Raw genomic sequence first — 23477 nt, forward strand, 5'->3', positions numbered from 1 at the left:
CCGAAGCCGTTGTCATCCTTGCCTTCCAGCGCCATCAGCGCAGAACCAACGATGATCGGAGTGTCGTCGCCCGGGAACTCGTACTCTTCCAGCAGCTCACGCACTTCCATTTCAACCAGTTCCAGCAGCTCTTCGTCGTCGACCATGTCTGCTTTGTTCAGGAACACAACGATGTACGGTACGCCAACCTGACGAGACAGCAGGATGTGCTCGCGAGTCTGCGGCATGGGGCCGTCAGCTGCAGAACATACCAGGATAGCGCCGTCCATCTGAGCAGCACCGGTGATCATGTTCTTAACGTAGTCAGCGTGTCCCGGGCAGTCGACGTGCGCGTAGTGGCGAGTCGGAGACTCGTACTCAACGTGAGAAGTGGAGATGGTGATACCACGCTCACGCTCTTCCGGTGCGTTGTCGATACCGTCGAAGGCAACGGCTGCGCCGCCCCATACTTCTGCACATACGCGAGTCAGTGCGGCGGTCAGAGTGGTTTTGCCGTGGTCAACGTGGCCGATAGTACCTACGTTAACGTGCGGCTTGCTGCGTTCAAATGATTGTTTAGCCATGGCAAGGTCAACCTGATCAAGTCGTTTCAAAGACGCCAAATACAACAAAGGGTAGACATATCACTATATCTACCCTTCATCTAAACTGGAGCTCATGGGCGGATTTGAACCGCCGACCTCACCCTTACCAAGGGTGTGCTCTACCCCTGAGCTACATGAGCATAACACATTGTCTTCGTTGGAGCGGGTAGCGGGAATCGAACCCGCCTCTTCAGCTTGGAAGGCTGAGGTAATAGCCACTATACCATACCCGCAAAACGGAGATGGTGGTGGGAGGTGGATTCGAACCACCGAAGCTTGCGCGTCAGATTTACAGTCTGATCCCTTTGGCCACTCGGGAACCCCACCAGCCTTTCAACGCTCCTTCAGACATGGTGCCGGCACGAGGAGTCGAACCCCGGACCTACTGATTACAAGTCAGTTGCTCTACCAGCTGAGCTATACCGGCCTTGCCTGTCGAAGTGGTGCGTATCTTACTGATCCGATTGGGGCTGTGCAAGCCCCTCACAGGATTTTTTTTCAATTTTTATACCCGGCCAGCCTGCACGCATCATTTGCTGCAACAGCGGCACAAAATCCTCGCCTTCCGGCATGGCGGCGATCAGATCAAGCCCCGGATTCGGGTCTTCCATGGGCACCCTTTTCACCTCCATTCCCAGCACGCTCACCAGCGCCTGCTGCTCTGTCCGGGCCTCTGCTTCCGCCTGTTCGCCCACAAACGGCCCCAGAATGAAATAGCCATCGCGGGTTTGCGGCACCCAGCCGGCCAGCGCAAGCTCATCCAGCAGCCGGATGCGTGCATCGGCATCCGGCGGCACCGGCACTCTCAGGCGATACCCGATGACACTCGGAGTTGCCGGTATCGTATTCACCTCAAAACCGCGCGCCTCCAGCCGCTCACCTGCGCGCGCAATCTCGGCCTCGGTCATGAAACTGCCCAGGCGATAGCACTGGAGTGAACGCGCTTCAAGCGCCTTGTCCGGACCCAGTTCATGCAACAAGCGCAGCCGTGTCAGCTCGTCAGGCACCTTCACCTGAGCATCCTGCTGCTGTTGCTGCCCAAACCAGAACAACAGCAATGCATTTGCAAGCACCAGCAACAGGGCTAACCAACGCAGCATATTACCCCCATGCCCATTGCAAGCCATCCAGGACCAGATCCGGGCAGAGCACCGCGTCGGGCAGAAAGGCGGTCAGAGCCTCTGCATCCCCGCCCGTCACAAGGGTCCGCACCGGCCCCGACTCACCCGGCAGCCCCAGCCTTAATTGTTCGGCCAGCGCCATCAGCATAAAGCGCGCACCATGACTGACGCCTTCTTCGGTGCTGCGGCCCGGCATCACAGCCTCTACCTCCAGCGCCTCTTCAACCCGCACCTCAGCCGTTCGGCCCAGCAGCGATATCTGCATCAGCCTCAGCCCCGGCAGGATGTATCCTCCCCGATGGACACCCTCGGCATCCAGCAGGTCCACCGTGATGGCGCTGCCGCAATCCACCACACAACAGGGACCGGACGCCCGGTGCCAGGCGGCCAGCATCGCCAGCCAACGATCCACGCCCATGCGCGCAGGGTCCCGGTAACTGTTGATCACTCCTGCGCAGGTTGCTTGAGTGAACGCCTGACGTAGATCCATATTCCAGCGCGCGCTGACGGCTTCACGCATTACCCGGTTCACGTCCTTGCCGGCAACAGAGGCCAGCCACACCTGAGCCGGTCGGGCATCCACATCCGCCAGCATGGCGGGCTCAAAGCGCCCGGTCGGCCAGCGCCCGCGCTGCACAATCTGCTCGCCGTCCAGCAACCTCCATTTAATGAAGGTATTGCCTGCATCCAGTTCAAGCCGGCTCATGCACACGCACACTCATTTCCCCGCCGTGAAACACCTCTTCGCCAGCGTCTGTCTGCAGCCGCAGACCGCCCTGATCGGTGACCCCCAGACACACACCCTCAAAACTGTGCCGCCCGGAGGTCAGTCTGACCGAACGCCCGGCAAAGGCATTGGCGGCCTCCCACTCCGGACGCAGCGGCGCGAAACCACCACGCTCGAACAGATCCAGCACACCGACCAGCTCTGTCACCAGTTCGGTCAGCAGCTCGGTGCGCGTACCGGCATAGCCAAGACGGCGCAGGTCGGTTGCGGACTGATCCAATTGCTCCAGCAGCGCATCCGGCACGGCCACATTCAGCCCCACGCCGACGGCGACCTGGCATTCACCGGCGGCATCGCCGCTCAGCTCGATCAATATCCCGGCCAGCTTGGCATCGTTGACCAGTACATCATTGGGCCATTTGAGCGCTGTTCCCGGAATGCCCATGCGCTGGAGTGCGCGCTGCAGGGCAATACCGACCGCCAGGCTCAACCCCTCCAGTGCGGCTGCACCGCTGTTGAAGCGCCAGGCCAGGGTGAAACACAGACTGGACGCCAGCGGGCTCAGCCACTGACGCCCCCGCCGCCCACGACCACCATGCTGGTATTCGGCGACATACAGCCCCCGCGAGATACCCCGTTGCAGGCGATCCAGCGCGATCAGATTGGTGGAGTCGACCTCTGTCCTGACCTCGATTTCGTGCAGATGTTCGAGTGGCGCCAGTGCCTGACCTATCTCTTGCTGCTGCAGCAGATCCAGCCCGCCGGGAATGCGATAGCCACGCCCCTTGACGCTGTATACCTCAACGCCCAGCTCTTCCAGGCGGCGCATATGCTTCCAGACCGCGCTTCGACTCATCCCCAGCGACTTGCCCAGTGCACTGCCTGAGTGGAAGGCGCCATCCGCCAGTACCGCCAACAACTTATCCAGCATCACCACCCCTCAGCGCCACGCGATCCAGCACGATAAAGCTGTAGTCGTAGGGGTTGGGGCCTTCGGCCTTGAAGTCATCCCGCGCCACCTCATGCCAGTCATCCGGATTGAAGGCGGGGAAAAACGCATCGCCTTCGACCTCGGCATGAACCTGGGTCAGATAGAGGCGGTCGGCACGGGGCAGGCACAGGCTGTAGATCTCGGCACCACCGATCACGACCGCTTCTTCAACGCCATCGATGTGAGCCAGACTTTCTGCCAGCTCGACACCCTCATCCAGCCCGTGCACGACTCGAACCCCCGGGTGATCCCATTCGGTGTCGCGGGTGATCACGATATTGGTGCGCCCCGGCAAGGGGCGGCCAATGGACTCAAAGGTCTTGCGCCCCATCACAATCGGTTTGCCGAGGGTCACCTGCTTGAAGTACTTCAGATCACCCGGGAGATACCAGGGCAGCTTGTTGTTGATGCCGATCACTCGATTCAGCGACTGGGCCGCAATCATGGCAAGACGCATGTGTTCTCCTTGTCTCAGACAGCGATAGGCGCACGGATAACCGGATCAGGCTCGTACCCGGTTAGCTCAAAGTCTTCATATTCATAGCTGAAAATATCAGCCGGTCGGCGGCGCAGCGTCAGTTGGGGCAGCGGCTTCGGGGTACGTGACAACTGCTCCTGCACAATGGCCGGATCATTCAGATGGTTGGCGTAGAGGTGAACATCCCCGAAGGTGTGCACAAACTCCCCCACCTCAAGGTCGCACTGCTGCGCCACCATATGGGTCAGCAGCGAATAGGACGCGATATTGAACGGCACCCCGAGAAAGTAATCGGCACTGCGCTGATACAGCTGGCAACTCAGCCGACCGTTGGCCACATAGAACTGGAACAGCGTATGACAGGGCGGCAGCGCGGCCTTGCCAAGGCGGACGTTTTCCTGCGGCGTGATGGTTTCATCGGGCAGGTCGGCCGGGTTCCAGCCACTGACGATCAGTCGGCGCGAATTGGGGGTACGCTTGATCTGATCAACAACCTGAGCGATCTGGTCGATGGTGGAGCCATCCGGGCAGGCCCAGGAGCGCCACTGCTTGCCGTAAATCGGACCCAGATCGCCATCCTCCAGCGCCCACTCGTTCCAGATCCGTACGCCGTGCTCCTGCAGCCAGGTGTTGTCGGTGCTGCCGGACAGGAACCAGAGCAATTCGTAGATGACAGACTTGAGATGCACCTTCTTGGTGGTCAGGAGCGGGAAGCCCTCGGACAGGTCAAAACGCAGCTGACGGCCAAACACCGAGCGCGTGCCTGTGCCGGTGCGATCCCCCTTATCCACACCGTTATCAATGATGTCCTGCATCAGATCCAGATACTGCCGCATAACCGCCCCGTTCTAAAAACAAATAGGGATCATTTTATGCCCCATATCGTCCTGAAGCCATAGCCGGGGCTTTACGCCTGGTGCCACCACTTGCCTGCGACCCGCTTTACGTCATCCATGACCGCTCGACTGCCGCCTTCCCTGGCGGCAGACGGTCGCATACAAGCGGCGGCACCATCAGCCCGCCACAGGCTAGCCAACATTACCCTGTCGACGATATGCCAGCCAGATCAACAGCGCTCCCAGTGCAACCATCGGCAACGACAGCAGTTGACCCATGGTCAGCCAGTCAAAGGCGATAAAGCCCAGATGCCCATCCGGCTCCCTTACCAGCTCCACCAGCGACCTGAAGCTGCCATATCCCAGCAGGAACAGACCCGATACTGCCATGCGCGGACGCGGCCTGGCCGAGTACCACCAGAGCAGCGCAAACAGGACCACACCCTCCAGCGCCATTTCATAGAGCTGGGAGGGGTGGCGCGGCATGCCGTCACCGGCACGCGGAAAGATCACCGCCCAGGGCACATCGGTCACGCGCCCCCAGACTTCACCCCCGATAAAGTTGCCCAGTCGGCCTGCACCCAGCCCGATTGGCACCAGCGGCGCCACAAAGTCGCCGATTTCGAAAAAGGTTTTCCGGTAACGACGCGCAAACAGCGCCAGCACCACCAGCACCCCCAACAGCCCCCCGTGGAAGGACATGCCGCCTTCCCAGACCGCAAACAGCCACAGCGGGTCCTGCAGAAAGTAGTCGAAGTTGTAGAACAGCACGTACCCGGCGCGCCCGCCCAGTATCACGCCCACAGCCCCCCAGAACACCAGGTCGGACACCTGCTGTTCGGTCCAGCCCGATCCGGCCTGACGGGCCCGATAGTTGCCCAGCCACCAGGCTGCGGCAAAACCGATTAAATACATCAGGCCATACCAGTGCACCTGAATGGGCCCCAGTTCCAGCGCCAATGGATCGATATCATGTACCCACATGCCGATTTATCCCAGATTGGAGAAGATGAAACGCCCGGCCACCACGACCAGAAACAGTGCAAACACTTTCTTCAGCATCGGCTGGGACAGACGGTGCGCCAGCCGAGCACCTATGGGTGCCGTGAAGGAGCTGGCCATGACAATACCGACAAACGCGGGCAGATAGACATAGCCCAGACTCCAGTCCGGCAACGCCTGATGCCCCCACCCCAGCCAGATATTGGTCAACGCCCCCATCAGGGCGATCGGCAGGCCACAGGCCGCCGAGGTCGCCACGGCCTGCTGCATGCTGACACGGCGCCAGCTCAGATAGGGCACGGTGAGTGTGCCGCCGCCAATACCGAAGATGGAGGATGCCCAGCCTATGACACCACCCGCGGCGGCCAGTTCAGGCATGGCGGGTGCACGACCGCCGGCTCCGGGTTTGAGGTTGAAGGCCATCTGCACCGCCACCAGCAACGCAAAGCTGCCCAGCGCAATCTGCAATACCGGCCCCGGCAGCTGTATGGCCGTATTGACCCCCAGTACGGCCCCGACCAGAATCCCCAGCGCCAAGGGTCGAAACAGCAACCAGCGCACGGCACCGTGCTGATGATGAGTGCGTACCGAGCTGATGGATGTGACCACGATCGTGGCCAGAGAGGTCGCAACCGCCATGTGCGTGAGTACGCCGGGATCCACCCCCTGCAATTGAAAGGAGAAGATCAGCACCGGCACGATCAGCAACCCGCCACCGATGCCAAAAAGCCCGGCGACAACGCCTGCCAGCGCCCCCAGTAACACATACAGGGCCAGAGTTGTTAACATGGTCATCCATCCGCTTGTTAAAGCGATCTATCTTAGAGCCTCAACCCGGTAGATGAAACCTCATGTGTCTGGCCGTTCTTGCCCTCAACGCTCACCCTGACTGGCCATTGATTCTGGTGGGCAACCGCGATGAGTTCCATGCTCGCCCCACCGCGCCGCTGCACCCCTGGCCGGACCACTCCATCCTTGGCGGACGGGACCTCGAAGCGGGCGGCAGCTGGATGGGACTGGGAAACAACCACCGTTTCGTGCTGGTCACCAACCACCGTGACCTGAGACGGCCCGTTCCGGAAGGGGCGCTCTCACGGGGGCGCCTGGTCACTGACTTCATTGAGTCACCGCTGGATGCGCAGGCATTTTGCCATTCACTGCCGGACGAGCGTTTTGCCAGCTTCAACCTGCTGCTGCGTGACAGCAGCGGCTGGTATCACTACAGCAATCTTACGCGCCATTGCCGGCCATTGGGGACAGGCGTTTATGGCCTGAGCAATGCCCTGCTGGATACCCCCTGGCCCAAAACGCTGCTGGCACGCCAGCGACTGCAGCAACAACTGGCGCAGGGACTGCCGCAGCCGGAACGACTGATTCATCTGCTGCATGACCAACGCCGCCCGCTCGACAGCAGGCTGCCCGATACCGGCCTGTCACTGGAGCGCGAGCGCCTGTTGTCGTCATGCATGATCCTGTCGGACGATTACGGCACCCGTGCCAGCAGCCTGATACTGCAGCACCGCAGCGGGCGACTGCTGTTCATGGAGGAAGGGTATTCAGCCGAGGGGCGGTGCCAAAGCCGGCGCCGCTACCAGATGCAGCGCCCTCTGCTGGCCTGAGACAGGTTAAAGCTGGTTGGGCAACCGGGGACGCGTGAGCTGACCCAGCCCCAGCCCCTTGAGGGCATCGCGCAGGTACTGGTGAATCTCTTCGGCATCGCCCATCCGCAGCACGCGACTGAGCAGGGACTGGGCACGCACCAGACTCACGCCCCGAATGGCCGACTTCACACGGGGCAGGTTATTGGCGTTCATGGAGAGCACTTCGTACCCCATTGCCATCAGCAGCAAAGCCCCTCCGGGGTCCGCCGCCATTTCACCGCAGATGGACACGGGCTTGCCCTCCCGGCGGGTTTCACGCGCGATGTACTGCAGCGCACGCAGCACCGCCGGGTGGTAAGCGGCATATAGACCGGCCACCCTCGGGTTGTTGCGGTCTACCGCCAGGATGTACTGCGTCAGATCGTTAGACCCGACAGAGATAAAGTCGACCAGCCGTGCAAAGCGGCGTACCTGATACACCGCTGCCGGGACTTCCACCATCACGCCAACCGGTGGGCGCTTGATGTCGTAGCCTTCATCCTGCAACTCCGCCACGGCACGGTCGATCTGCCGCAAGGCCTCCTCGACCTCGTGGATACTGGTCACCATCGGCAGCATGATACGCAGGTTGTCCAGCCCCTCGGAGGCACGCAGCATGGCGCGCACCTGCACCAGAAAGATTTCGGGATGATCGAGGGTGACACGAATGCCGCGCCAGCCCAGGAAAGGGTTGTCTTCGTTGATCGGGAAATAGGGCAGCGCCTTGTCACCGCCGATATCCAGCGTGCGCATGGTCACCGGGCGCGGCGCAAAGGCTTCCAGCTGACTGCGGTAGCTCTGCAACTGCTCCTGCTCACTGGGGAAGAAGTCGCGGATCATGAACGGGATTTCAGTGCGGTACAGACCTATGCCTTCGGCGCCCCGCTCCAGTGAGCGTGTCACATCCGCCACCAGCCCCGTATTGACCCACAGCGGCATGCGATAGCCATCGGTCGTTTCGGCCGGCAGGTCCCTGAGCTCCTCCAGTCCCGCCGCCACGGCCTGCTCATCCCGGATCACCCGTTCAAAGGCTTCCAGCAGCCGTTCCGAGGGGTTTACATAGATGCGGCCCGAGTAGCCATCCACGATCACCTTGCGACCATCCAGCCGAGTGAAAGGCAGGTCGACCACCCCCATAACGGTCGGAATCCCGATCGAGCGCGCCATGATGGCCGCATGGGAGTTCCCCGATCCGCTTACGGCGACCAGCCCGGCCAGTTTTTCTTCCGGCACCATGCCCAGCATGGCGGGCGACAGCTCGTCTGCGATCAGAATCGCATTATCCGGACACTCCATCTGCACCGGGCCCGCACTTTCCTGCAGGTAGCCGAGAATACGGCGGCCCAGATCCCGAACATCCGTTGCACGTTCACGCAGGTAAGCATCTTCCATGCGACTGAACTGCTGCACCTGCGCCAGAATCACATCCCGCAGCGCACCCTGCGCCCACTGTCCCTGCTCAATGCGCCGCTCAATTTCTCCACGCAGGGCGCTGTCGTCCAGCATGCGCAGGTAGACATCGAACAGGGCCTGCTCCTCGGCCTTGAGGCGCTGCGCCAAGCTCTTGCCCAGCGTGGTCAGGTCATCCCGCACGGCTTCCAGTGCTGCATGAAAATCGGCACGCTCACGCTCAACCCCGCGCCCGGGCTTGTCCGGCACGGTTTCAAGCTCTGCCGTCAGGGTGGCGATGACCACCGTACCTATGGCCACACCCGGCGCCGCCGCCACACCGTTGAAGCGCTTGTCGTGTACAGCGGGTACCGACTCGGACGCGTCGGCCTGACCGGCTACCGCTTCAGCCGTGTCCATATTCACCGACCCGGTCGCTTCAGCATGGGCGATGATACCGGCCAGCTGTGCCGACAGCGTCACCATGAACGCTTCTTCGCTTTCGTCGAAACGGCGGTGCTCGACCTGCTGGACGACCAACACGCCCAGGACCGTGCGGTGATGGATGATGGGGACGCCCAGGAAGGCGTGGTAGCGTTCTTCGCCAGTGGCCTGAAGATAGTGGAAGGCGGGGTGACGGGCGGCATCTTCCAGGTTGATCGGCTCGGCACGCTGCCCCACCTGACCGACGATCCCCTCTGTCATGGAGAGGCTGACCTTGCCCACGGCATCCTGATTAAGGCCCTGGGTGGCACGCAGCACGTAGCGCTGCTGAACCGGGTCAAACAGGAAGATGGAGCAGACCTGAGTTTTCATCGTGCGCTGAATGCGCCGTACAATCAGGTCAAGCACCGATTCAAGATCCGGTGCGGCACTGACCTCCTGTACGATTTTGCGCAGCACGCTGAGCATACTCATGGATCGCTCCTGTTCAGGTCATGACGTCGACGGAAGGCGCGCCAGTCGGGGCGAGAGCTCCTTCATCGCCTTGCGGTATACCTCTCGCTTGAAGGACACCACCTGCCCCAAGGGATACCAGTAGCTGACCCACTCCCACCCATCAAACTCGGGTGAGTCAGTGTGGTCGATCCTGACAGCGCTGTCATCACTGAGCATGCGCAACAGGAACCATTTCTGTTTCTGGCCCACACACACGGGGTGTGAGTGGCGCCGGATCATGCGTTTAGGCAGACGGTAGCGCAGCCAGCCGCGCGTAACCGCCAGAATTTCCACATCCGAGGGCGACAGTCCGATCTCTTCACCGAGTTCGCGATACATCGCCTCTTCGGGGGTTTCGTTTGACTGTATACCACCTTGCGGGAACTGCCAGGCGTTTTGCCCGATGCGTCTTGCCCAAAGAACCTGACCCTGCGAATTAACCAGAATGATTCCGACGTTCGGTCTGAATCCATCTGCATCAATCACAATTCTGATCCCGATCTGTAAAGGTTATTGGGTTTTATTGTTCCACAGATCATCCTTCTGGCAAATAGCATGCAGGATCGAGCGTTGCGTGACTACCCCCCGAGGTCTATGCTTGCGCATTTATCTGCCCGCTGGCTCGGGCCCGTTTGAGAGGATTTCCGGTGAGTCTTGCGATTTTTGACCTGGACCACACCCTGATCGGTGGCGACAGCGACCACGCCTGGGGCGAGTTTCTGTGCCGCAAAGGCGTTGTGGATGAACATGAATACCGCGCGGCCAACGACCGCTTCTATGAAGAGTACCTGCGCGGGGAGATGGATATACACGAGTTTCTGAACTTCGCCCTCAACCCGCTGGCCAAGCATACGCCGGAGCAGCTCGATCAGTGGCATGCCGAGTTCATGGCCGAGTGTATCGAGCCGATCATTCTGCCCAAGGCCGAGGCCCTGCTGAAACAGCACCGCGAGCAGGGTGATTTTCTGCTCATCATTACCGCCACCAACCGTTTCGTGACCGCCCCCATCGCCGCGCGCCTGGGCGTTGACGACCTGCTGGCCACCGATCCCGAACAGATCAACGGCCAGTTCACCGGCAAGGTTGCCGGCACGCCCTGCTTCCGAGAAGGCAAGGTCACGCGCCTGAACGCCTGGCTGGAGCAGACCGGGCACAGTCTGGAGGGCAGCTGGTTCTACAGCGACTCCAACAACGACCTGCCGCTGCTGGAGGCCGTAGACAACCCGGTGGCCACCAACCCCGACGACCGTCTGCGTGCGACCGCCCAAGCCCGTGGCTGGCCTGTGCTGGAGCTGATGCCCTCAGACGTGTGAGCGACACGCCTTCATGGTGGCATTCAAGGCCTGCATGATCTGACGGCGGCTGATCACGCCCACCAGCCGCCCATCTTTCACCACCGGCCAGGTTTTGGGCTTGTTCCCGCCCATTTTCTGGACCAGATCAATCACGCTCTCTCCCGGCGACGTACACAGCGGTTCGCTGTACATGATGTCGCCAACCTGGGTACGGCTGTCACAATGGTATGTGCCACTCACCAGATAGTCGATGCAGTCGTGTTCGGATACAAAACCACACACATGGTGGTCATCATCCACCACTGGCAGGCCAATCTGTCCGGACTGCAGGATCAGGTCCACTGCCTCGGCCAGTGACATGCGCACATGAAGCGGATGTGGGACGGGCTGCATCAGATCCTGTACTTGTTGTTGCTGCATCTTGGCTTTCTCCTTCCACTCGGGGTTCTACTCTGAGTATGGCAAAAGCCGGGCCGAACGCGCAGTGAAAACGCGCCGACCCTTGTGCTGCATCAGGGGCAGGGGTTGGGATAACGCTGATGAATCGCTTCGATTTTCGCCAGCAGCTCAGGTGAGAGCCTCACCTCCAGCGAATCGAGGTTGGCCTTGAGCTGCTCAAGACGGGTCGCACCAATGATGTTACTGCCCAGAAACGGGCGAGAATTGACATAGGCCAGCGCCATCTGGGCCGGATCCAGCCCGAACTCGGCCGCCAGATGCAGGTAACACTCGGTGGCGGCAACCCCCTGTTCGGTCAGGTAGCGACGGTACTCCGGGAACAGCGCCAGACGTGAACCTTCCGGCCGCGCACCACCGGCATACTTGCCGCTCAACACGCCAAACCCCAGCGGCGAGTAGGCGAGTAGCCCCACGTCTTCACGCAGCATCACCTCGGCCAGCCCGACTTCGGCTGTCCGGTTCAACAGACTGTAGGGGTTTTGCACCGATTGAATACGGGGCAGCCCCAGGGCGTCTGCCAGCTGCAGGCACTTCATGGTACCCCAGGGCGTTTCGTTGGACAGGCCGATGTAGCGAATCTTGCCTTCCTGCACCAGCTCACCCAGCACGGACAGGGTTTCTTCAAGCGGTGTACCGGGGTTTTCCGGCTTGTGCTCATAGCCGAGCTGGCCGAAATAATTGGTACTGCGATCCGGCCAGTGCAACTGATACAGATCGATATAATCGGTCTGCAGCCGCTTCAGGCTGCCTTCCAGTGCCAGCCGCAGGTTACGGGCATCATGGCGCATATCCGGGCGCAGGTAGCTGACCATGTCACCGGGGCCCGTTGCCTTGGTCGCCAGGATGACCTTGTCGCGTGTCCCGCGTGCCTGCAGCCAGTTGCCGATATAGGCTTCCGTGCGCCCCTGGAACTCGGCGGCCGTCGGCACCGGATACATTTCGGCCGCATCGATCAGGTTTACCCCCCGCTCCAGCGCGTAATCCAGTTGAGCAAAGGCTTCTTCTTCGGTGTTCTGGCGGCCGAAGGTCATGGTGCCCAGCGCAATGCGGCTGACTTTCAGATCAGACCGGCCCAGTGTCAGGTAATCCATTGACTGTCTCCTTTCACGATGTGGCAATCATTACCGCCGCCTCAGTTTGCCGGCAGTACACGGAGGAAATAGGCTTTCAGATACTCGGTTTCAGGGATCGCCGGATGAATGGGGTGATCCGCACCCTGACTGCCCTGAGCAAAGATCTGGGCGTTACGATCCAGCTCACGGCTGTTCGCCCGCAGAATATCCACCAGACGGTCCTTGGCCAGATGCATGGAGCAGGAAGCGGATACCAGCATGCCGTCCTTGTTCAGCAGGCGCATCGCCAGGTTGTTGATGCGGGCATAGGCGCGCTCGCCGTTGCGGATATCCTTGCGACGCGCAATAAACGCCGGCGGGTCCACAATCACCACATCGAAGCGTTCCTTGTCGGCCACCAGTGCCTTGCACAGTTCAAAGGCATCGCCCTGCAATCCCCGGAAGCGGGTCTCACCGTCATTCAGACGTGCGTTCTCGGCAGCCACTTCCAGCGCCGTCACCGAGGCATCCACACAGACCACTTCACTGGCCCCTGCCGCCAGCGCCTGAGCGCCCCAGCCACCCACATAGCTGAACAGATCCAGCACGCGCTTGCCGTTCACCAGCGTCTGCATGCGGGCACGGTTTTCACGGTGATCATAGAACCAGCCGGTTTTCTGACCGGTCAATACCGGCGCGACCAGGTTGACACCATTTTCATTCAACGGCGCCAGCTCCGGCACTTCGCCCTGTACCACTTCGACAAAGGTATCGAGCCCCTCGGTGGCGCGCATCTTGCCATCGTTACGCAATACGATCGCCTGCGGCTGAAACACCTTGTTCAGAGCATCGATGATGGCGTCCTGCATCAGTTCCATGCCGGCGGTGGAGATCTGGACCACGAAAATATCAAAGAAACGGTCCACCACCAGTCCGGGCAGGCCGTCCGCATCCCCGAAGATGACCCGGTAGCAGGGCTGGTCAAAGCACTGCTCACGCAGCGACCTGGCCACGTTGAAGCGGTGCACCAGCAGGGAGCGGTCCAACGGACGTTTCAGGTCGCGCCCGATCAGGCGACCACAGATCAGTGTATTGGGGTTGACGGTGGCAATGCCCAGCGCCTTGCCGGCCGATGTCTGCACAACGACCTGCTCGCCCGGCTCAAAACCTTTCAGCGGCGTGGCACGGGTATCGACTTCGTTGCTGTAGATCCACAGATGGCCAGCGCGCAGGCGACGGTCCGCGCCTGACTTGAGTGTAAGGGGTTTGAGGTTCATCGTGCTCTATCTTTGTTCTGAAATGACTGTCCCGGCAAAAGCCGGGACAGTGAAAGGGTCAGGGCCTTGCAGCCGATCAGCTTTCGGACTCGCAGTGGGCGGCGTAGCCATCCGCGTCCAGCAGGTCTTCCAGCTCGGCGGTATCACTCAGCTTCAGCTTGAAGAACCAGCCATCACCATAGGGGTCGGAGTTCACCATTTCCGGTGCATCTTCCAGCTCTTCATTGATGGCGACCACTTCACCACTGAGGGGCGCGTAAACATCAGACGCCGCCTTGACGGATTCCACCACCCCAACATCATCGCCGGCGCTCAGTTCGTCACCGACTTCCGGCAGCTCGACGAACACCACGTCACCCAGCAGGTCTTGCGCGTGATCGGTGATGCCGATCGCCACAACACCCTCGCCTTCCTCGCGGATCCACTCGTGGCTGGCCACATACTTCAATTCGTTAGGGACGTTGCTCATCTTGGTTTCCTATCTATCGGGTTCAGGAAAAAACTTTTTCACCGTTGCGTACAAACGGCGGACGCACCACTCGCACCGGGACGCGCTTGCCACGCATTTCCACTTCAGCGGTTTCCCCCACACCGGCCGGTACACGCGCCAGTGCAATGGAGTGACCCAGCGTCGGCGAGAAGCTGCCACTGGTGATCTCGCCTTCACCCAGCCCCTCGACAATCACGGTCTGATGCCCGCGCAACACACCGCGCTCGGTCAGGACAAGGCCCACCAGCCGACGTGAAACACCTTCAGCCTTCATTTTCTCAACCGCCTCGCGGCCGACAAAATGCCGGTCTTCAGGCTCCAGCGCCACCGTCCAGCCCATGGCCGCTTCCAGTGGCGATACGCTTTCGTCCATATCCGTGCCGTAGAGGTTCATACCCGCCTCCAGGCGCAGGGTATCACGTGCTCCCAGGCCACAGGGTGCCACACCGGCATCCAGCAGCTGCTGCCAGAAAGCCTCGGCTTCGTCTTCCGGCAGCATGATCTCCAGGCCGTCTTCGCCAGTATAGCCGGTTCGGGCAATAAACCAGCCTTCCGACTCATGACCGACAAAGGGTTTCAGCTCAGACACCAGGCGGGCACGGGATTCGCTGACCACCTGTTCAACCCGCTGCCGCGCCTTGGGCCCCTGAATGGCGATCATCGCCAGCTCCGGCTGCTCGGTCAGCGTGATATCAAAACGAACAGCCTGATCGGCCATCCAGCGCAGGTCGTTGTCGCGGGTGCCACAGTTCACTACCAGGCGATACCACTCACCAGACGCACCCGGTTCCGTCATCAGGTAGACAATCAGGTCATCAATGACACCGCCCTGTTCGTTGAGCATGGCCGTATACAGCGCCTTGCCCTTGTGGGTCAGGCGGGCCACATCGTTGGCCAGCAGGTGGCGCAGGAAGCTGCGCGCCTGAGCACCGGCCACGTCGACCACGGTCATATGGGATACATCGAACATGCCGGCGCTTTGCCGAACCTTGTGGTGCTCCTCGACCTGAGAACCATAGTGCAGCGGCATCTCCCAGCCACTGAAGTCCACCAGTTTGGCGCCCAGCGCCTGATGTTGTGCGTGAAGTGCGGTCTTATGTCCCATCGGCAAACTCATCTGCAGGCGGTGTTCCGAAGCTTAAGCCTAAGCCATGTTGCAAGCGGTTAACACAAAAAAAGGGATCACAATGTATCGGCATTTGCGACACAGTTCAATCTTTAACCGCCTGTCAAGCCACCGGACGGCGCGCCAGTGGCGGCCGCTCTCCCGATAGCCCCATCGCCTCCAGCACCAGATGCTGTTTCACCGGTTCCAGCCGGTTCATCAGGTTCATGCCGCAACTGCGCAACAAGCGCACAGGTGCCGGCTGAGGGGCAAACAGACGGCGAAAGCCTTCCATGCTGGCCGACATCATCAGATTGGCGCTGCGACGCTGACGTTGATACCGCCTGAGCACGGCCAGTGATGCCAGGGACTCACCCCGCTTGTGGGCGCCTGCAAGCACGTCTGCCAGTGCCACCGCATCCATGAAGCCGAGATTCACCCCCTGACCGGCCAGCGGGTGGATGGTATGGGCTGCATCTCCAACCAGCGCCAGCCCTGCCTCCACATAACGGTGGGCATGGCGCTGGCGCAACGGTATCAACTGCCGCTCGGCACTGGCTACCACCGCACCCAGCCGGTACTCAAAGGCCTGGCCCAGCGCCGCGTTGAATGCCGCCTCATCCAGTGCCATCAGGGCACGACCATGTTCAGGGGAGGTTGACCAGACGATGGAGGAAAGGGACTGCTGCGTGCCAGCCAGTGGCAGGAACGCCAGCGGCCCGTCTTCGGTAAAGCGCTGCCAGCAGGTTTCGGCATGCGGCTGCTCGGTTGCAACGGTGGTTACCAGCGCGTGATGGCCATAGTCCCACTCGGTTGCCGGTACTCCGGCCAGTCGGCGCGTGTGCGACAGGGCGCCATCCGCCCCGACCACCAGTTGAGCCCGGATCACCCGACCATCATCCAGCGTCAGCGCCCGGCACCCTTCGGCATCCGGGGCCGCAAGTGCCTTGATGCCGGTACCTGTCATCAGGTTCAGTCCTTCAGCCTGCTGCTGCACAGCCAGCAGGCCCGCTTGAATGACTGCATTTTCGACGATATGACCCAGACAGTCTTCGTGCAGTGCATCGGCACTGAAGTGAATCTCGCCGCTGCCTTCGCCATCCCAGACCTGCATATCACGATAGGCACAGGCACGGCCTGACGCCTGAATCCCTGACCAGGCTCCCAGATTCTGCAGCAGCTGCACCGAAGCCAGATTCAGGGCGCTGACCCGGTTCTCGAACTGACCCGCGGGGCGCACCTCAACCTGTTCTATCCAGTCAGCCGGAACGCCTTCACGCTGCTCCAGCAGTGCAATGCTAAGCCCCGTGTCCTTTAGCCCAAGGGCAAGGGCCAGCCCCACCATGCCGGCGCCTACTACCACCAGATCGTATTCTGCATCCACCTGCATCGGCCTGTTCTCCATTTAACGCAGCCGGGCAGCCGGCTGATCAAGTCCCATGGCTGCACGCGCAAACAGCGTTTTCGCAACCGGGCAGATATCCAGCGCCTGCAACGCACCGGCACGCCCCATTCTCAGCAAGGGGTTGTCACTGGTAAACGCCTTGAGGGTCAGATCACTGAAACCGATGGTGCGCTGCTGGTCCTCACGGCGCTGATCAACAAAAGAACGCAGCCCCTCGATCGCACCCAGCGGCAGGCCATCACGTTGGCGCTGAAGAATCAGGTCTGCCAGCGCGACCACGCCGCGCAGGGCCAGATTGTAGCCCTGTCCGGCGATGGGGTGCAGGGCGTGTGCGGCATTGCCCAGCACCACCAGTCCCGAACGTGCCTGCTCCTGCGCGAGCGCCAGCTTGAGTGGATAATGAAACCGCTCCCCAACGGCAACGAAACGGCCGGCACGGTAGCCAAAGGTCGCCTGCAGGCGTTCAAGGAAAGCCGCATCATCCAGCATCAGCACCTCTTCCAGCGCCGCGTCCGACAGTGTCCAGACCAGCCCGCAACGCGGTTGCCCTGATACGGATTCAGTCGGCAGGAGGGCGACGGGACCGCCCGGCGTAAAGCGCTCATACGCCACATTCCGGTGTGAGCGGTCCAGAGATACGTTGGCCACCAGCGCATGCTGTCCATAGGCCTGCTCCGTGTAATGGATACCCATTCGCTCACGCAGCGCAGAACGGCCACCGTCCGCCATCACGACCAGCTGCGCCTGCAGTTCACGCGGCTCACCTTCAAGCTGCAGCTGAACTTGCTGCCCTGAAGATACGGGGGTCAGCCCCGTCACCTCGGCCGGGCTGATCAACTCAAGGCAGGGGCTTTTCGACGCCTGCAGATGACTGATCAGGACCTGACCCAGCCAGTGGTTCTCCACCACATAGCCCAGCGCCGGAACGGACTCCTCTTCGGCCCGCAACCGGGTCGTCCCGAACCGCCCCTGCTCGGAGACGTGAATGGTTTGGATCGGTGTCAGGTGCTGTTCCAGCGCATCCCAGATACCCATGCGCCGGTACAGGGTTCTGACCCCCTGCGCCAGCGCCGTTGAACGGGCATCGTAGCTGGGCGTAAAGCGCGGCTCGCCCTTGCCGTCCTGTGGTAACGGCTGGGCTTCAACCAGCGCCATGCGCAAGCCGAGCGTCTCAGCCACCGGCAGCAGCGCGGCGGCCAGGCTTGCGCCCACCATGCCACCCCCGATAATGACCAGATCATACTCCTGCATGAACCGCCCTCCTCTCAGGCAGACGCCATCAGTGCTTCAATATCCGCGATACGCTTGGGTACACCCGCAGTCAGCACCTCGTACCCGCGCTCCGTCACCAGCACGTCATCTTCGATGCGGATACCGATGCCGCGCCACTTCAGGGGTACGGTTTCATCGTGCGGGGCAATATACACACCGGGCTCGACCGTCATGACCATGCCGGGCTCCAGCGGTCGCCACTCGCCGTGGACCTTGTAATCACCCACATCATGCACATCCATGCCCAGCCAGTGCCCAACACGGTGCATATAAAAGCGGCGATACGCGCCCTCTTCAATCAACTGCTCAAGCTCGCCTTCCAGCAGCCCCAGCTTGACCAGCCCCTCGGTCAACATGCGAACGGACAGATCATGGATCTCGTTAAAGGGCACTCCGGGACGAATCGCTTCGATACAGGCATCCTGAATATCCAGCACCAGCTGATACAGCTGCGCCTGCTCCGGGTTGAAGCGTCCGTTCACCGGGAAGGTCCGCGTAATGTCACTGGCGTAGTTGTCCAGCTCGCAGCCGGCGTCGATCAGCACCAGATCACCGTCCTGCAGCGGGTCTTCATTCTCGATGTAGTGCAGAATGCAGCCGTTTGCGCCGCCACCCACAATAGGTGAATAGGCCTGAAAACGTGCGCCTTCGTGCATGCACACAGCCGTGATTTCTGCTTCCAGCTGGTACTCGTACAGGCCGGGACGGCAGGCGCGCATGGCCTGACAATGAGCCTGAGCCGATATTTCACTGGCCCGGCGCATCAGTGCCTGCTCGGCGTCCGACTTGAACAGGCGCTGCTCATGCAGCAACCGATCCAGCAGAGCCAGCTCCACCGGTGCACTGGACCCCAGACGGGCCTGAGCCCGCAGAGTGTTGAGCCAGCCGCGTACCCGGGTGTCGAGGGTTTCGTCCATGCCGATGGAGTAGTACAGCCGCTGGAAGCCATCCAGCAGACGCGGCAGTTCTTCGTCTACCCGATCCAGGTCAATCGCCTGATCTATGCCGAAGTCACGCACGCAGCCTTCAGGGCCGGCACGATAGCCGGTCCAGATCTCCATCTGCGGATCCCGTGGCGGACAGAACATGACCACCTCACCTTCGGCGCGCCCCGGCATCAACAGCAGGATCGCATCGGGCTCGTTGAAGCCGGTCAGGTAATAAAAATCACTGTGCTGGCGAAAGGGGTACTCTGAATCACGGTTACGGCTTTTCAGAGATGACGCCGCCACCAGCGCCATACTGCCGGCCGGCAGTGCCTGCATCAGGCGTGCGCGGCGCCGGGCAAATTCGTGTTGCGCAATTTTCATGCTGAATCCTGTTTCAGTGCAGGGTGGGAGGGGTGCTGCCTGTCTGGTCCTCTTCGCGGGCATCCGGCTCGTTGCACTCGCTGAAAATCAGCAGGGCCGCCATACGAACATATTCCTGAACTTCCATCAGGTTGGCCTCGTCTTCCTCACCTTCGGCATCCGCATCGGTGCTGATCTGCACAATCTGAGCCAGATCCCGCAGGGTTTCCTGACCTTCCACCGAAAGCCCGCCGGGGCCCTTGCGCTCCTGCATGCCAAATCCGCTCAGAAAGCCACTGCACCAGACGCCCAGCGCCTCGGCACGGATGGACAACGGTTGGTCCTCATCCGGCAGCAGCAGCTCGAAGCTGAAATCGGGTGCCTGAAACTGCTGCAATATGGCCATATAGGTCTGCATCACCGTGCGACGCGTGACGTCACTGCCGAAGGGTTCAATATCAAACAGTTCCTGAATACGCTGCAACAGCCCGGCAGGATCAAAGCGCGCCCCCGCAGCCACCTGACCCGCCAGCAGGCCGTGCAATTCGGACGGCGAGAGCGTCAGGGCGCCCTCCTCCACCAGAAGGTCGGCCAGAACGTCAAAGTCGGGGAGTTCTACTGTGGTCGATTGTGCATCGGTCATGTGCGGTTTCCGGATCGTATCTATGGGTGGCGTTCAGGGCCGGCGGTGTCCGGCACGCTATGCCACCCTATGCTAGCATCTCACTATGGGCAGAGCCATTGGCTCTCAATTGACCCTGCTCAAGCAGCTGTTTATAGTCAGCAAGTTGGGGAAAGGGAACAGGTATGAGCGAGCACTATTTCAACGCCCTCGAGCATAAAATCGATCAGTTGCTGGACATTGTTGAGCGTCTGGAAAGCGAAAATGACCAGCTGAAGCGGCAAAATCAGCAACTGCGAGAAGAACGGGCGCAACTGGTGCAGCTGAACGACCAGACCCGAAACAAGGTTGAGGGCATGATACAGCGACTCAAGGCACTGGAGCAGAATTCATGAGCGCGGACGCACGCACTGTCACAGTGAAATTGCTCGACAAGGAGTATACGATCAGCTGCCCCGATGGCGCGGAAGCCGAGCTGCTCGCGTCCGCCGATTACCTGAACCAGAAAATGCAGGAAATCCGGCAGTCAGGCAAGATTATCGGCCTTGAACGCATTGCCGTGATGGCAGCCCTGAACATGTCGCACGAGCTGATCAAGAGCCGCGAAGAGCAGCGCCACAACATCGAAACCAATCTGCGCCGACTGGGGCAGAAAATCGACCACAGCCTGGCCAATACCGCCAAGCGTCATGAAAACTCTTCATCCTCCTGAAAACCCTTTTTTTACAAAGGGATACATACGCCTTTAGCAGAAGCTTTATAAATTTCAAGGGCTGACATCAGTGCATGAGGGCGTATAATGAGAATCAGGTTCCTGGAGTGTTCGACAGTTGGTCAAGTCCCTCGAGCCGATAAGCAATACCCAGGCAGCGTTCAACAGGTGATGTGAGCATGTCCGCTTGACGGAAAGCCTGATTCGCTTGTGAAACGCTTCCACTCTGAACCTTTGGGTTCAGGGCCACGACCGACACCGGCACTCTGGGAAGCCTCTTACCATGATGCAGGATCGCAAGACACTCCGACGACAGCTGCGCCAGCAGCGCAACGCCCTTACCCCTCGGCAGCAGAAGATTGCCGCTGCTCAGGCACTGCGATACCTGGGCCGACAGCTCTGGTTCCGTCGCGCCCGGCATATTGCGCTCTACCTCCCCAATGACGGCGAACTGGATACAGCGCCCATCATCGACCTCTGCCGCAGCCAGGGCAAACATCTGTACCTGCCCGTACTGCACCCCGTGCGACACAACCGGCTCTGGTTTACACCCTACACCCGTCGAACCCCAATGCGGCTGAACCGATACCGAATTGCCGAGCCAATACCACAGGGACGGCCCCGCCGACCGGCGTTCGCGCTGGATCTGGTTCTGATGCCGCTGGTGGGATTCTCTGCGTCAGGTGGACGCCTTGGGATGGGCGGTGGCTACTATGACCGCACCTTTGCGTATCGAATGAGAAGCAAGGGGCTCAGGGGCCCGAAACTGGTAGGCTTGGCGCACGACTTTCAGCGCCGGAATGAATTGCCGCTAGAGCCCTGGGACGTGCCCCTGGACGCCATACTGACTGACCGGTGTTGCTACCGAATCAGCTATTGAATGCCTGCTGTACCAGTGAAGCCAGCTGCAGATCACTCTGCGAGATACCGGTCATCACCGCACCTACGATAAAAACCACTACAAGTACCAACACCAGATCCGGGCTTTTGTTCATAGCACTTCGCATTCTTTATTGAGTTGTCGTGATAACCCACTGAAAAACAGTGGAACCCTGCATGACCTAGTCTTTCACATGACAACTTTTTTGCAACCCCTATCCCGCAATTTTGCAGATTTTAACCACACTTTTTTAGAAGATTCGTTAACGTCGGGGAAAATACAACTAAAAACAGCGCCATTTGTCTGCTTTTCGCTACAAACCCGCACCCAGAAACACACACAAAGGCAGTGTCAGCATGGCCACAAGTGTCTGCACTGTAATGATCCGCGCCATCAGTGGCGCATCTCCGCCGAGTTGACGCGACAGAATGTAGGCCGAGGTCGCAGTTGGCACGGCGGCAAAGACCAGCAGTACCTGCGTTGCCAGAGCGTCCAGACCGAGCAGTCGCGCCGCTCCGAAGGCCAACAGGGGGAAGAGCGCCAGCTTGATCAGCGAGGACACCACCAGCGCCCCGCGCGCGCCGGGCATGCTGTGCAGGCTCAAGCCCGCTCCCACCGCCAGCAGGCCCATCGGCAGGGCCATTCGAGCCAGCAGTTCAAGCACGCTGGCCAGCGCGGACGGCAACCCTGCACCTGTCACACTGAGCCCGATACCGCCCAGACACGCCAGAATCAGGGGATTGCCCGCCAGTGTCCGCAGGACCTGAATCACACCGGGGCGCTCCGGCGCCGTCACGGAAAACGCCAGCACACACAGCAGGTTCAGGGTCGGAACCATCACCGCCGTAATCAGTGCCGCATGCACCAGTCCCGCATCACCGTAGAGTGCAGACGTGGCGGCCAGCGCCACATAGGTGTTGAACCGCATGGCCCCCTGAAAGAAAGAGGTAAAGACTGGCCCCGGCATGCCCAGCAGCGGCTTGCACACCCAGGCGATCAGCACACCACACCCCGGCAGCGCCAGCACCGCCATCACCAGCTGCAGGGAAGCCCCACCGGTCAACTCGGCATCGGCCAAACGCCCGAGCAGCAGCGCCGGAAAGAATACGTAATAGGTCGCCTTCTCGGCCGGAGCCCAGAACCCTTCACCGGGAAAATCATGGCGCCGCGCCAGATAGCCGAGCAGAAGCAACGCAAAAACCGGCCACAGAGCGGTGATTATCGGCATCATCTGAGATACATTCCTTAGGTGAACACGAAATATTGAACAAGAGGCAGCGCGTTATGATGACATCCCTGGTGCTTACAATCATTGGCCCGGACAAACCCGGCCTCGTTGGGCTTCTCTCCCGCACCATTGCCGACCATGAGGGTAACTGGCTTGAATCGGGCATGTCACGCCTGGGCGGAAAGTTTGCCGGTATTCTGATTACACAGGTTCCCACCGAGCAGGCCGATGCACTGACAGCCGCTCTGCAGGCTCTGGAAGGACAGGGGCTCAAAGTCACGGTCGAACGCGGTGAGGAAGCCAGCCCGGCCGTACCGATGCAGCCGATGACACTGGAACTGGTCGGCCATGACAAGCCGGGCATCGTACGTGAGATTTCTCAGGCACTGGCCGCCCGCCATATCAACGTGGAGCGCCTCAGCACCGAACTGACCTCCGGCTCCATGTCAGCCGAAGAGCTGTTCAAGGCCGAAGCCGAGCTGCTGGCCCCCACCGAGATGGACCCGGACGAATTGCAGCAGGCGCTGGAGGCAATTGCCAGCGACCTGATGGTGGATATCACCCTGCGCTGATTGCGCGCCGATCAGACACAAAAAAGCCGCCCCTGGGCCACTGCTGTCCCATAGTTTTCGATCATAAAGGGATCCTCATTTGAGGGTCCCTTTTTTGTGGCTTTAGTGGAGG

27 protein-coding genes, 4 tRNA genes and 1 other RNA gene are annotated in these 23477 nt (G+C 60.6%); 7 read left to right on the forward strand and 25 right to left on the reverse strand.

What is annotated here, in order from left to right; translation table 11 throughout:
- From H9C73_RS14960 to H9C73_RS15015, 12 genes are all read right to left on the reverse strand, one after another.
- Positions 1 to 563 (reverse strand): GTP-binding protein (locus tag H9C73_RS14960; RefSeq protein ID WP_209288713.1); only part of this gene is annotated, 563 nt, incomplete at its 3' end.
- An 86-nt stretch (positions 564 to 649) separates the two neighbouring features.
- Positions 650 to 724: transfer RNA gene (locus H9C73_RS14965), tRNA-Thr, on the reverse strand.
- Between the two features lie 18 nt (positions 725 to 742).
- A tRNA-Gly gene (locus H9C73_RS14970) sits at positions 743 to 817 on the reverse strand.
- Between the two features lie 10 nt (positions 818 to 827).
- Positions 828 to 911: transfer RNA gene (locus H9C73_RS14975), tRNA-Tyr, on the reverse strand.
- Between the two features lie 24 nt (positions 912 to 935).
- Positions 936 to 1011, reverse strand: a tRNA-Thr gene (locus tag H9C73_RS14980).
- Between the two features lie 25 nt (positions 1012 to 1036).
- Entirely contained in the window at positions 1037 to 1684 is a 648-nt protein-coding gene (locus H9C73_RS14985; RefSeq protein ID WP_209288714.1) for a hypothetical protein, read from the reverse strand.
- A gap of 1 nt (position 1685) precedes the next feature.
- Positions 1686 to 2411 (reverse strand): type III pantothenate kinase, encoded by a 726-nt coding sequence (locus tag H9C73_RS14990; protein ID WP_209288715.1) that lies wholly within the window; start codon positions 2409 to 2411, stop codon positions 1686 to 1688.
- On the reverse strand, positions 2398 to 3363 hold the full coding sequence (birA, locus tag H9C73_RS14995) for a bifunctional biotin--[acetyl-CoA-carboxylase] ligase/biotin operon repressor BirA (protein WP_209288716.1): 966 nt from the start codon (positions 3361 to 3363) through the stop codon (positions 2398 to 2400). Before birA ends, H9C73_RS14990 begins: the two co-directional genes overlap by 14 nt.
- Positions 3353 to 3880 (reverse strand): type 3 dihydrofolate reductase, encoded by a 528-nt coding sequence (folA, locus tag H9C73_RS15000; RefSeq protein WP_209288717.1) that lies wholly within the window; start codon positions 3878 to 3880, stop codon positions 3353 to 3355. The genes birA and folA overlap by 11 nt, the downstream gene beginning before the upstream one ends.
- Before the next feature lie 14 nt (positions 3881 to 3894).
- Positions 3895 to 4737 (reverse strand): thymidylate synthase, encoded by an 843-nt coding sequence (locus H9C73_RS15005; RefSeq protein ID WP_209288718.1) that lies wholly within the window; start codon positions 4735 to 4737, stop codon positions 3895 to 3897.
- Positions 4738 to 4929: 192 nt separating this feature from the next.
- Complete coding sequence (gene lgt / locus H9C73_RS15010) at positions 4930 to 5721, reverse strand: prolipoprotein diacylglyceryl transferase (protein WP_209288719.1); 792 nt, start codon at positions 5719 to 5721, stop codon at positions 4930 to 4932.
- 6 nt (positions 5722 to 5727) lie between these two features.
- Positions 5728 to 6528 (reverse strand): sulfite exporter TauE/SafE family protein, encoded by an 801-nt coding sequence (locus H9C73_RS15015; protein ID WP_209288720.1) that lies wholly within the window; start codon positions 6526 to 6528, stop codon positions 5728 to 5730.
- A 62-nt stretch (positions 6529 to 6590) separates the two neighbouring features.
- Here H9C73_RS15015 and H9C73_RS15020 point away from each other — a divergent pair, with 62 nt between their 5' ends.
- Positions 6591 to 7358: an NRDE family protein gene (locus H9C73_RS15020; protein ID WP_209288721.1), complete on the forward strand. Its 768-nt coding sequence runs from the start codon at positions 6591 to 6593 to the stop codon at positions 7356 to 7358.
- A gap of 6 nt (positions 7359 to 7364) precedes the next feature.
- Here the strand turns inward: H9C73_RS15020 and ptsP are convergent, their stop codons facing one another.
- Positions 7365 to 9680: a phosphoenolpyruvate--protein phosphotransferase gene (gene ptsP / locus H9C73_RS15025; RefSeq protein WP_209288738.1), complete on the reverse strand. Its 2316-nt coding sequence runs from the start codon at positions 9678 to 9680 to the stop codon at positions 7365 to 7367.
- A 24-nt stretch (positions 9681 to 9704) separates the two neighbouring features.
- On the reverse strand, positions 9705 to 10193 hold the full coding sequence (locus H9C73_RS15030; protein WP_209288722.1) for an RNA pyrophosphohydrolase: 489 nt from the start codon (positions 10191 to 10193) through the stop codon (positions 9705 to 9707).
- 161 nt (positions 10194 to 10354) lie between these two features.
- On the opposite strand from H9C73_RS15030, the gene H9C73_RS15035 reads away from it, so the two are divergent.
- The gene (locus tag H9C73_RS15035; protein WP_209288723.1) at positions 10355 to 11020 is read left to right on the forward strand and encodes a histidinol-phosphatase; all 666 of its coding nucleotides are present in this window, start codon (positions 10355 to 10357) and stop codon (positions 11018 to 11020) included.
- Here the strand turns inward: H9C73_RS15035 and H9C73_RS15040 are convergent.
- The 9 genes from H9C73_RS15040 to H9C73_RS15080 form a co-directional block, all read right to left on the reverse strand.
- A complete protein-coding gene (locus H9C73_RS15040; RefSeq protein ID WP_209288724.1) occupies positions 11009 to 11422 on the reverse strand; it encodes a CBS domain-containing protein in 414 nt (137 codons plus the stop codon). The genes H9C73_RS15035 and H9C73_RS15040 overlap by 12 nt on opposite strands.
- A gap of 92 nt (positions 11423 to 11514) precedes the next feature.
- Entirely contained in the window at positions 11515 to 12552 is a 1038-nt protein-coding gene (locus tag H9C73_RS15045) for an NADP(H)-dependent aldo-keto reductase (protein ID WP_209288725.1), read from the reverse strand.
- A gap of 41 nt (positions 12553 to 12593) precedes the next feature.
- On the reverse strand, positions 12594 to 13790 hold the full coding sequence (locus H9C73_RS15050) for a class I SAM-dependent rRNA methyltransferase (protein WP_209288726.1): 1197 nt from the start codon (positions 13788 to 13790) through the stop codon (positions 12594 to 12596).
- Positions 13791 to 13866: 76 nt separating this feature from the next.
- A complete protein-coding gene (gene gcvH, locus H9C73_RS15055) occupies positions 13867 to 14259 on the reverse strand; it encodes a glycine cleavage system protein GcvH (RefSeq protein ID WP_209288727.1) in 393 nt (130 codons plus the stop codon).
- A gap of 22 nt (positions 14260 to 14281) precedes the next feature.
- Entirely contained in the window at positions 14282 to 15385 is a 1104-nt protein-coding gene (gene gcvT / locus H9C73_RS15060; RefSeq protein ID WP_209288728.1) for a glycine cleavage system aminomethyltransferase GcvT, read from the reverse strand.
- A 124-nt stretch (positions 15386 to 15509) separates the two neighbouring features.
- Entirely contained in the window at positions 15510 to 16775 is a 1266-nt protein-coding gene (locus H9C73_RS15065) for an FAD-dependent monooxygenase (protein ID WP_209288729.1), read from the reverse strand.
- Positions 16776 to 16790: 15 nt separating this feature from the next.
- A complete protein-coding gene (gene ubiH, locus H9C73_RS15070) occupies positions 16791 to 18041 on the reverse strand; it encodes a 2-octaprenyl-6-methoxyphenyl hydroxylase (protein ID WP_209288730.1) in 1251 nt (416 codons plus the stop codon).
- A 14-nt stretch (positions 18042 to 18055) separates the two neighbouring features.
- Positions 18056 to 19372, reverse strand: a complete 1317-nt coding sequence (pepP, locus tag H9C73_RS15075) for a Xaa-Pro aminopeptidase (RefSeq protein ID WP_209288731.1) — start codon at positions 19370 to 19372, stop codon at positions 18056 to 18058.
- A 13-nt stretch (positions 19373 to 19385) separates the two neighbouring features.
- Positions 19386 to 19994 carry a UPF0149 family protein gene (locus tag H9C73_RS15080; RefSeq protein WP_209288732.1) on the reverse strand — a complete coding sequence of 203 codons (609 nt, stop codon included), beginning with the start codon at positions 19992 to 19994 and terminating at the stop codon, positions 19386 to 19388.
- A 164-nt stretch (positions 19995 to 20158) separates the two neighbouring features.
- Here H9C73_RS15080 and H9C73_RS15085 point away from each other — a divergent pair, with 164 nt between their 5' ends.
- The 4 genes from H9C73_RS15085 to H9C73_RS15100 all read left to right on the forward strand — a co-directional run bounded on the left by H9C73_RS15085 (position 20159) and on the right by H9C73_RS15100 (position 21565).
- Entirely contained in the window at positions 20159 to 20368 is a 210-nt protein-coding gene (locus H9C73_RS15085) for a TIGR02449 family protein (protein WP_209288733.1), read from the forward strand.
- Positions 20365 to 20685 (forward strand): cell division protein ZapA, encoded by a 321-nt coding sequence (locus H9C73_RS15090; protein ID WP_209288734.1) that lies wholly within the window; start codon positions 20365 to 20367, stop codon positions 20683 to 20685. The genes H9C73_RS15085 and H9C73_RS15090 overlap by 4 nt, the downstream gene beginning before the upstream one ends.
- A gap of 96 nt (positions 20686 to 20781) precedes the next feature.
- A non-coding RNA gene (gene ssrS / locus H9C73_RS15095) (6S RNA) lies at positions 20782 to 20962 on the forward strand.
- Positions 20963 to 20968: 6 nt separating this feature from the next.
- Positions 20969 to 21565 carry a 5-formyltetrahydrofolate cyclo-ligase gene (locus tag H9C73_RS15100; protein WP_209288735.1) on the forward strand — a complete coding sequence of 199 codons (597 nt, stop codon included), beginning with the start codon at positions 20969 to 20971 and terminating at the stop codon, positions 21563 to 21565.
- Here H9C73_RS15100 and H9C73_RS16295 read toward each other — a convergent pair.
- Together H9C73_RS16295 and H9C73_RS15105 are read right to left on the reverse strand one after the other, a co-directional pair.
- A complete protein-coding gene (locus H9C73_RS16295) occupies positions 21555 to 21680 on the reverse strand; it encodes a hypothetical protein (protein ID WP_268927275.1) in 126 nt (41 codons plus the stop codon). The genes H9C73_RS15100 and H9C73_RS16295 overlap by 11 nt on opposite strands.
- Before the next feature lie 198 nt (positions 21681 to 21878).
- Positions 21879 to 22796: an AEC family transporter gene (locus H9C73_RS15105; protein WP_209288736.1), complete on the reverse strand. Its 918-nt coding sequence runs from the start codon at positions 22794 to 22796 to the stop codon at positions 21879 to 21881.
- Positions 22797 to 22849: 53 nt separating this feature from the next.
- Between H9C73_RS15105 and H9C73_RS15110 the strand changes: the two genes are divergently transcribed.
- The gene (locus H9C73_RS15110; RefSeq protein ID WP_209288737.1) at positions 22850 to 23365 is read left to right on the forward strand and encodes a glycine cleavage system protein R; all 516 of its coding nucleotides are present in this window, start codon (positions 22850 to 22852) and stop codon (positions 23363 to 23365) included.
- Positions 23366 to 23477: the final 112 nt, after the last annotated feature.

Source organism: Marinobacterium alkalitolerans, from assembly GCF_017776525.1.
Classification (GTDB): domain Bacteria; phylum Pseudomonadota; class Gammaproteobacteria; order Pseudomonadales; family Balneatricaceae; genus Marinobacterium; species Marinobacterium alkalitolerans.

Coding starts and splice junctions, on each gene's coding strand:
- H9C73_RS14985 (WP_209288714.1), bottom strand. CDS start 1,684: ATGCTGCGTTGGTTAGCCCTGTTGCTGGTGCTTGCAAATGCATTGCTG.
- H9C73_RS14990 (WP_209288715.1), bottom strand. CDS start 2,411: ATGAGCCGGCTTGAACTGGATGCAGGCAATACCTTCATTAAATGGAGG.
- birA (WP_209288716.1), bottom strand. CDS start 3,363: ATGCTGGATAAGTTGTTGGCGGTACTGGCGGATGGCGCCTTCCACTCA.
- folA (WP_209288717.1), bottom strand. CDS start 3,880: ATGCGTCTTGCCATGATTGCGGCCCAGTCGCTGAATCGAGTGATCGGC.
- H9C73_RS15005 (WP_209288718.1), bottom strand. CDS start 4,737: ATGCGGCAGTATCTGGATCTGATGCAGGACATCATTGATAACGGTGTG.
- lgt (WP_209288719.1), bottom strand. CDS start 5,721: ATGTGGGTACATGATATCGATCCATTGGCGCTGGAACTGGGGCCCATT.
- H9C73_RS15015 (WP_209288720.1), bottom strand. CDS start 6,528: ATGTTAACAACTCTGGCCCTGTATGTGTTACTGGGGGCGCTGGCAGGC.
- H9C73_RS15020 (WP_209288721.1), top strand. CDS start 6,591: ATGTGTCTGGCCGTTCTTGCCCTCAACGCTCACCCTGACTGGCCATTG.
- ptsP (WP_209288738.1), bottom strand. CDS start 9,680: ATGCTCAGCGTGCTGCGCAAAATCGTACAGGAGGTCAGTGCCGCACCG.
- H9C73_RS15040 (WP_209288724.1), bottom strand. CDS start 11,422: ATGCAGCAACAACAAGTACAGGATCTGATGCAGCCCGTCCCACATCCG.
- H9C73_RS15045 (WP_209288725.1), bottom strand. CDS start 12,552: ATGGATTACCTGACACTGGGCCGGTCTGATCTGAAAGTCAGCCGCATT.
- H9C73_RS15050 (WP_209288726.1), bottom strand. CDS start 13,790: ATGAACCTCAAACCCCTTACACTCAAGTCAGGCGCGGACCGTCGCCTG.
- gcvH (WP_209288727.1), bottom strand. CDS start 14,259: ATGAGCAACGTCCCTAACGAATTGAAGTATGTGGCCAGCCACGAGTGG.
- gcvT (WP_209288728.1), bottom strand. CDS start 15,385: ATGGGACATAAGACCGCACTTCACGCACAACATCAGGCGCTGGGCGCC.
- H9C73_RS15065 (WP_209288729.1), bottom strand. CDS start 16,775: ATGCAGGTGGATGCAGAATACGATCTGGTGGTAGTAGGCGCCGGCATG.
- ubiH (WP_209288730.1), bottom strand. CDS start 18,041: ATGCAGGAGTATGATCTGGTCATTATCGGGGGTGGCATGGTGGGCGCA.
- pepP (WP_209288731.1), bottom strand. CDS start 19,372: ATGAAAATTGCGCAACACGAATTTGCCCGGCGCCGCGCACGCCTGATG.
- H9C73_RS15080 (WP_209288732.1), bottom strand. CDS start 19,994: ATGACCGATGCACAATCGACCACAGTAGAACTCCCCGACTTTGACGTT.
- H9C73_RS15085 (WP_209288733.1), top strand. CDS start 20,159: ATGAGCGAGCACTATTTCAACGCCCTCGAGCATAAAATCGATCAGTTG.
- H9C73_RS15090 (WP_209288734.1), top strand. CDS start 20,365: ATGAGCGCGGACGCACGCACTGTCACAGTGAAATTGCTCGACAAGGAG.
- H9C73_RS15100 (WP_209288735.1), top strand. CDS start 20,969: ATGATGCAGGATCGCAAGACACTCCGACGACAGCTGCGCCAGCAGCGC.
- H9C73_RS16295 (WP_268927275.1), bottom strand. CDS start 21,680: ATGAACAAAAGCCCGGATCTGGTGTTGGTACTTGTAGTGGTTTTTATC.
- H9C73_RS15105 (WP_209288736.1), bottom strand. CDS start 22,796: ATGATGCCGATAATCACCGCTCTGTGGCCGGTTTTTGCGTTGCTTCTG.
- H9C73_RS15110 (WP_209288737.1), top strand. CDS start 22,850: ATGATGACATCCCTGGTGCTTACAATCATTGGCCCGGACAAACCCGGC.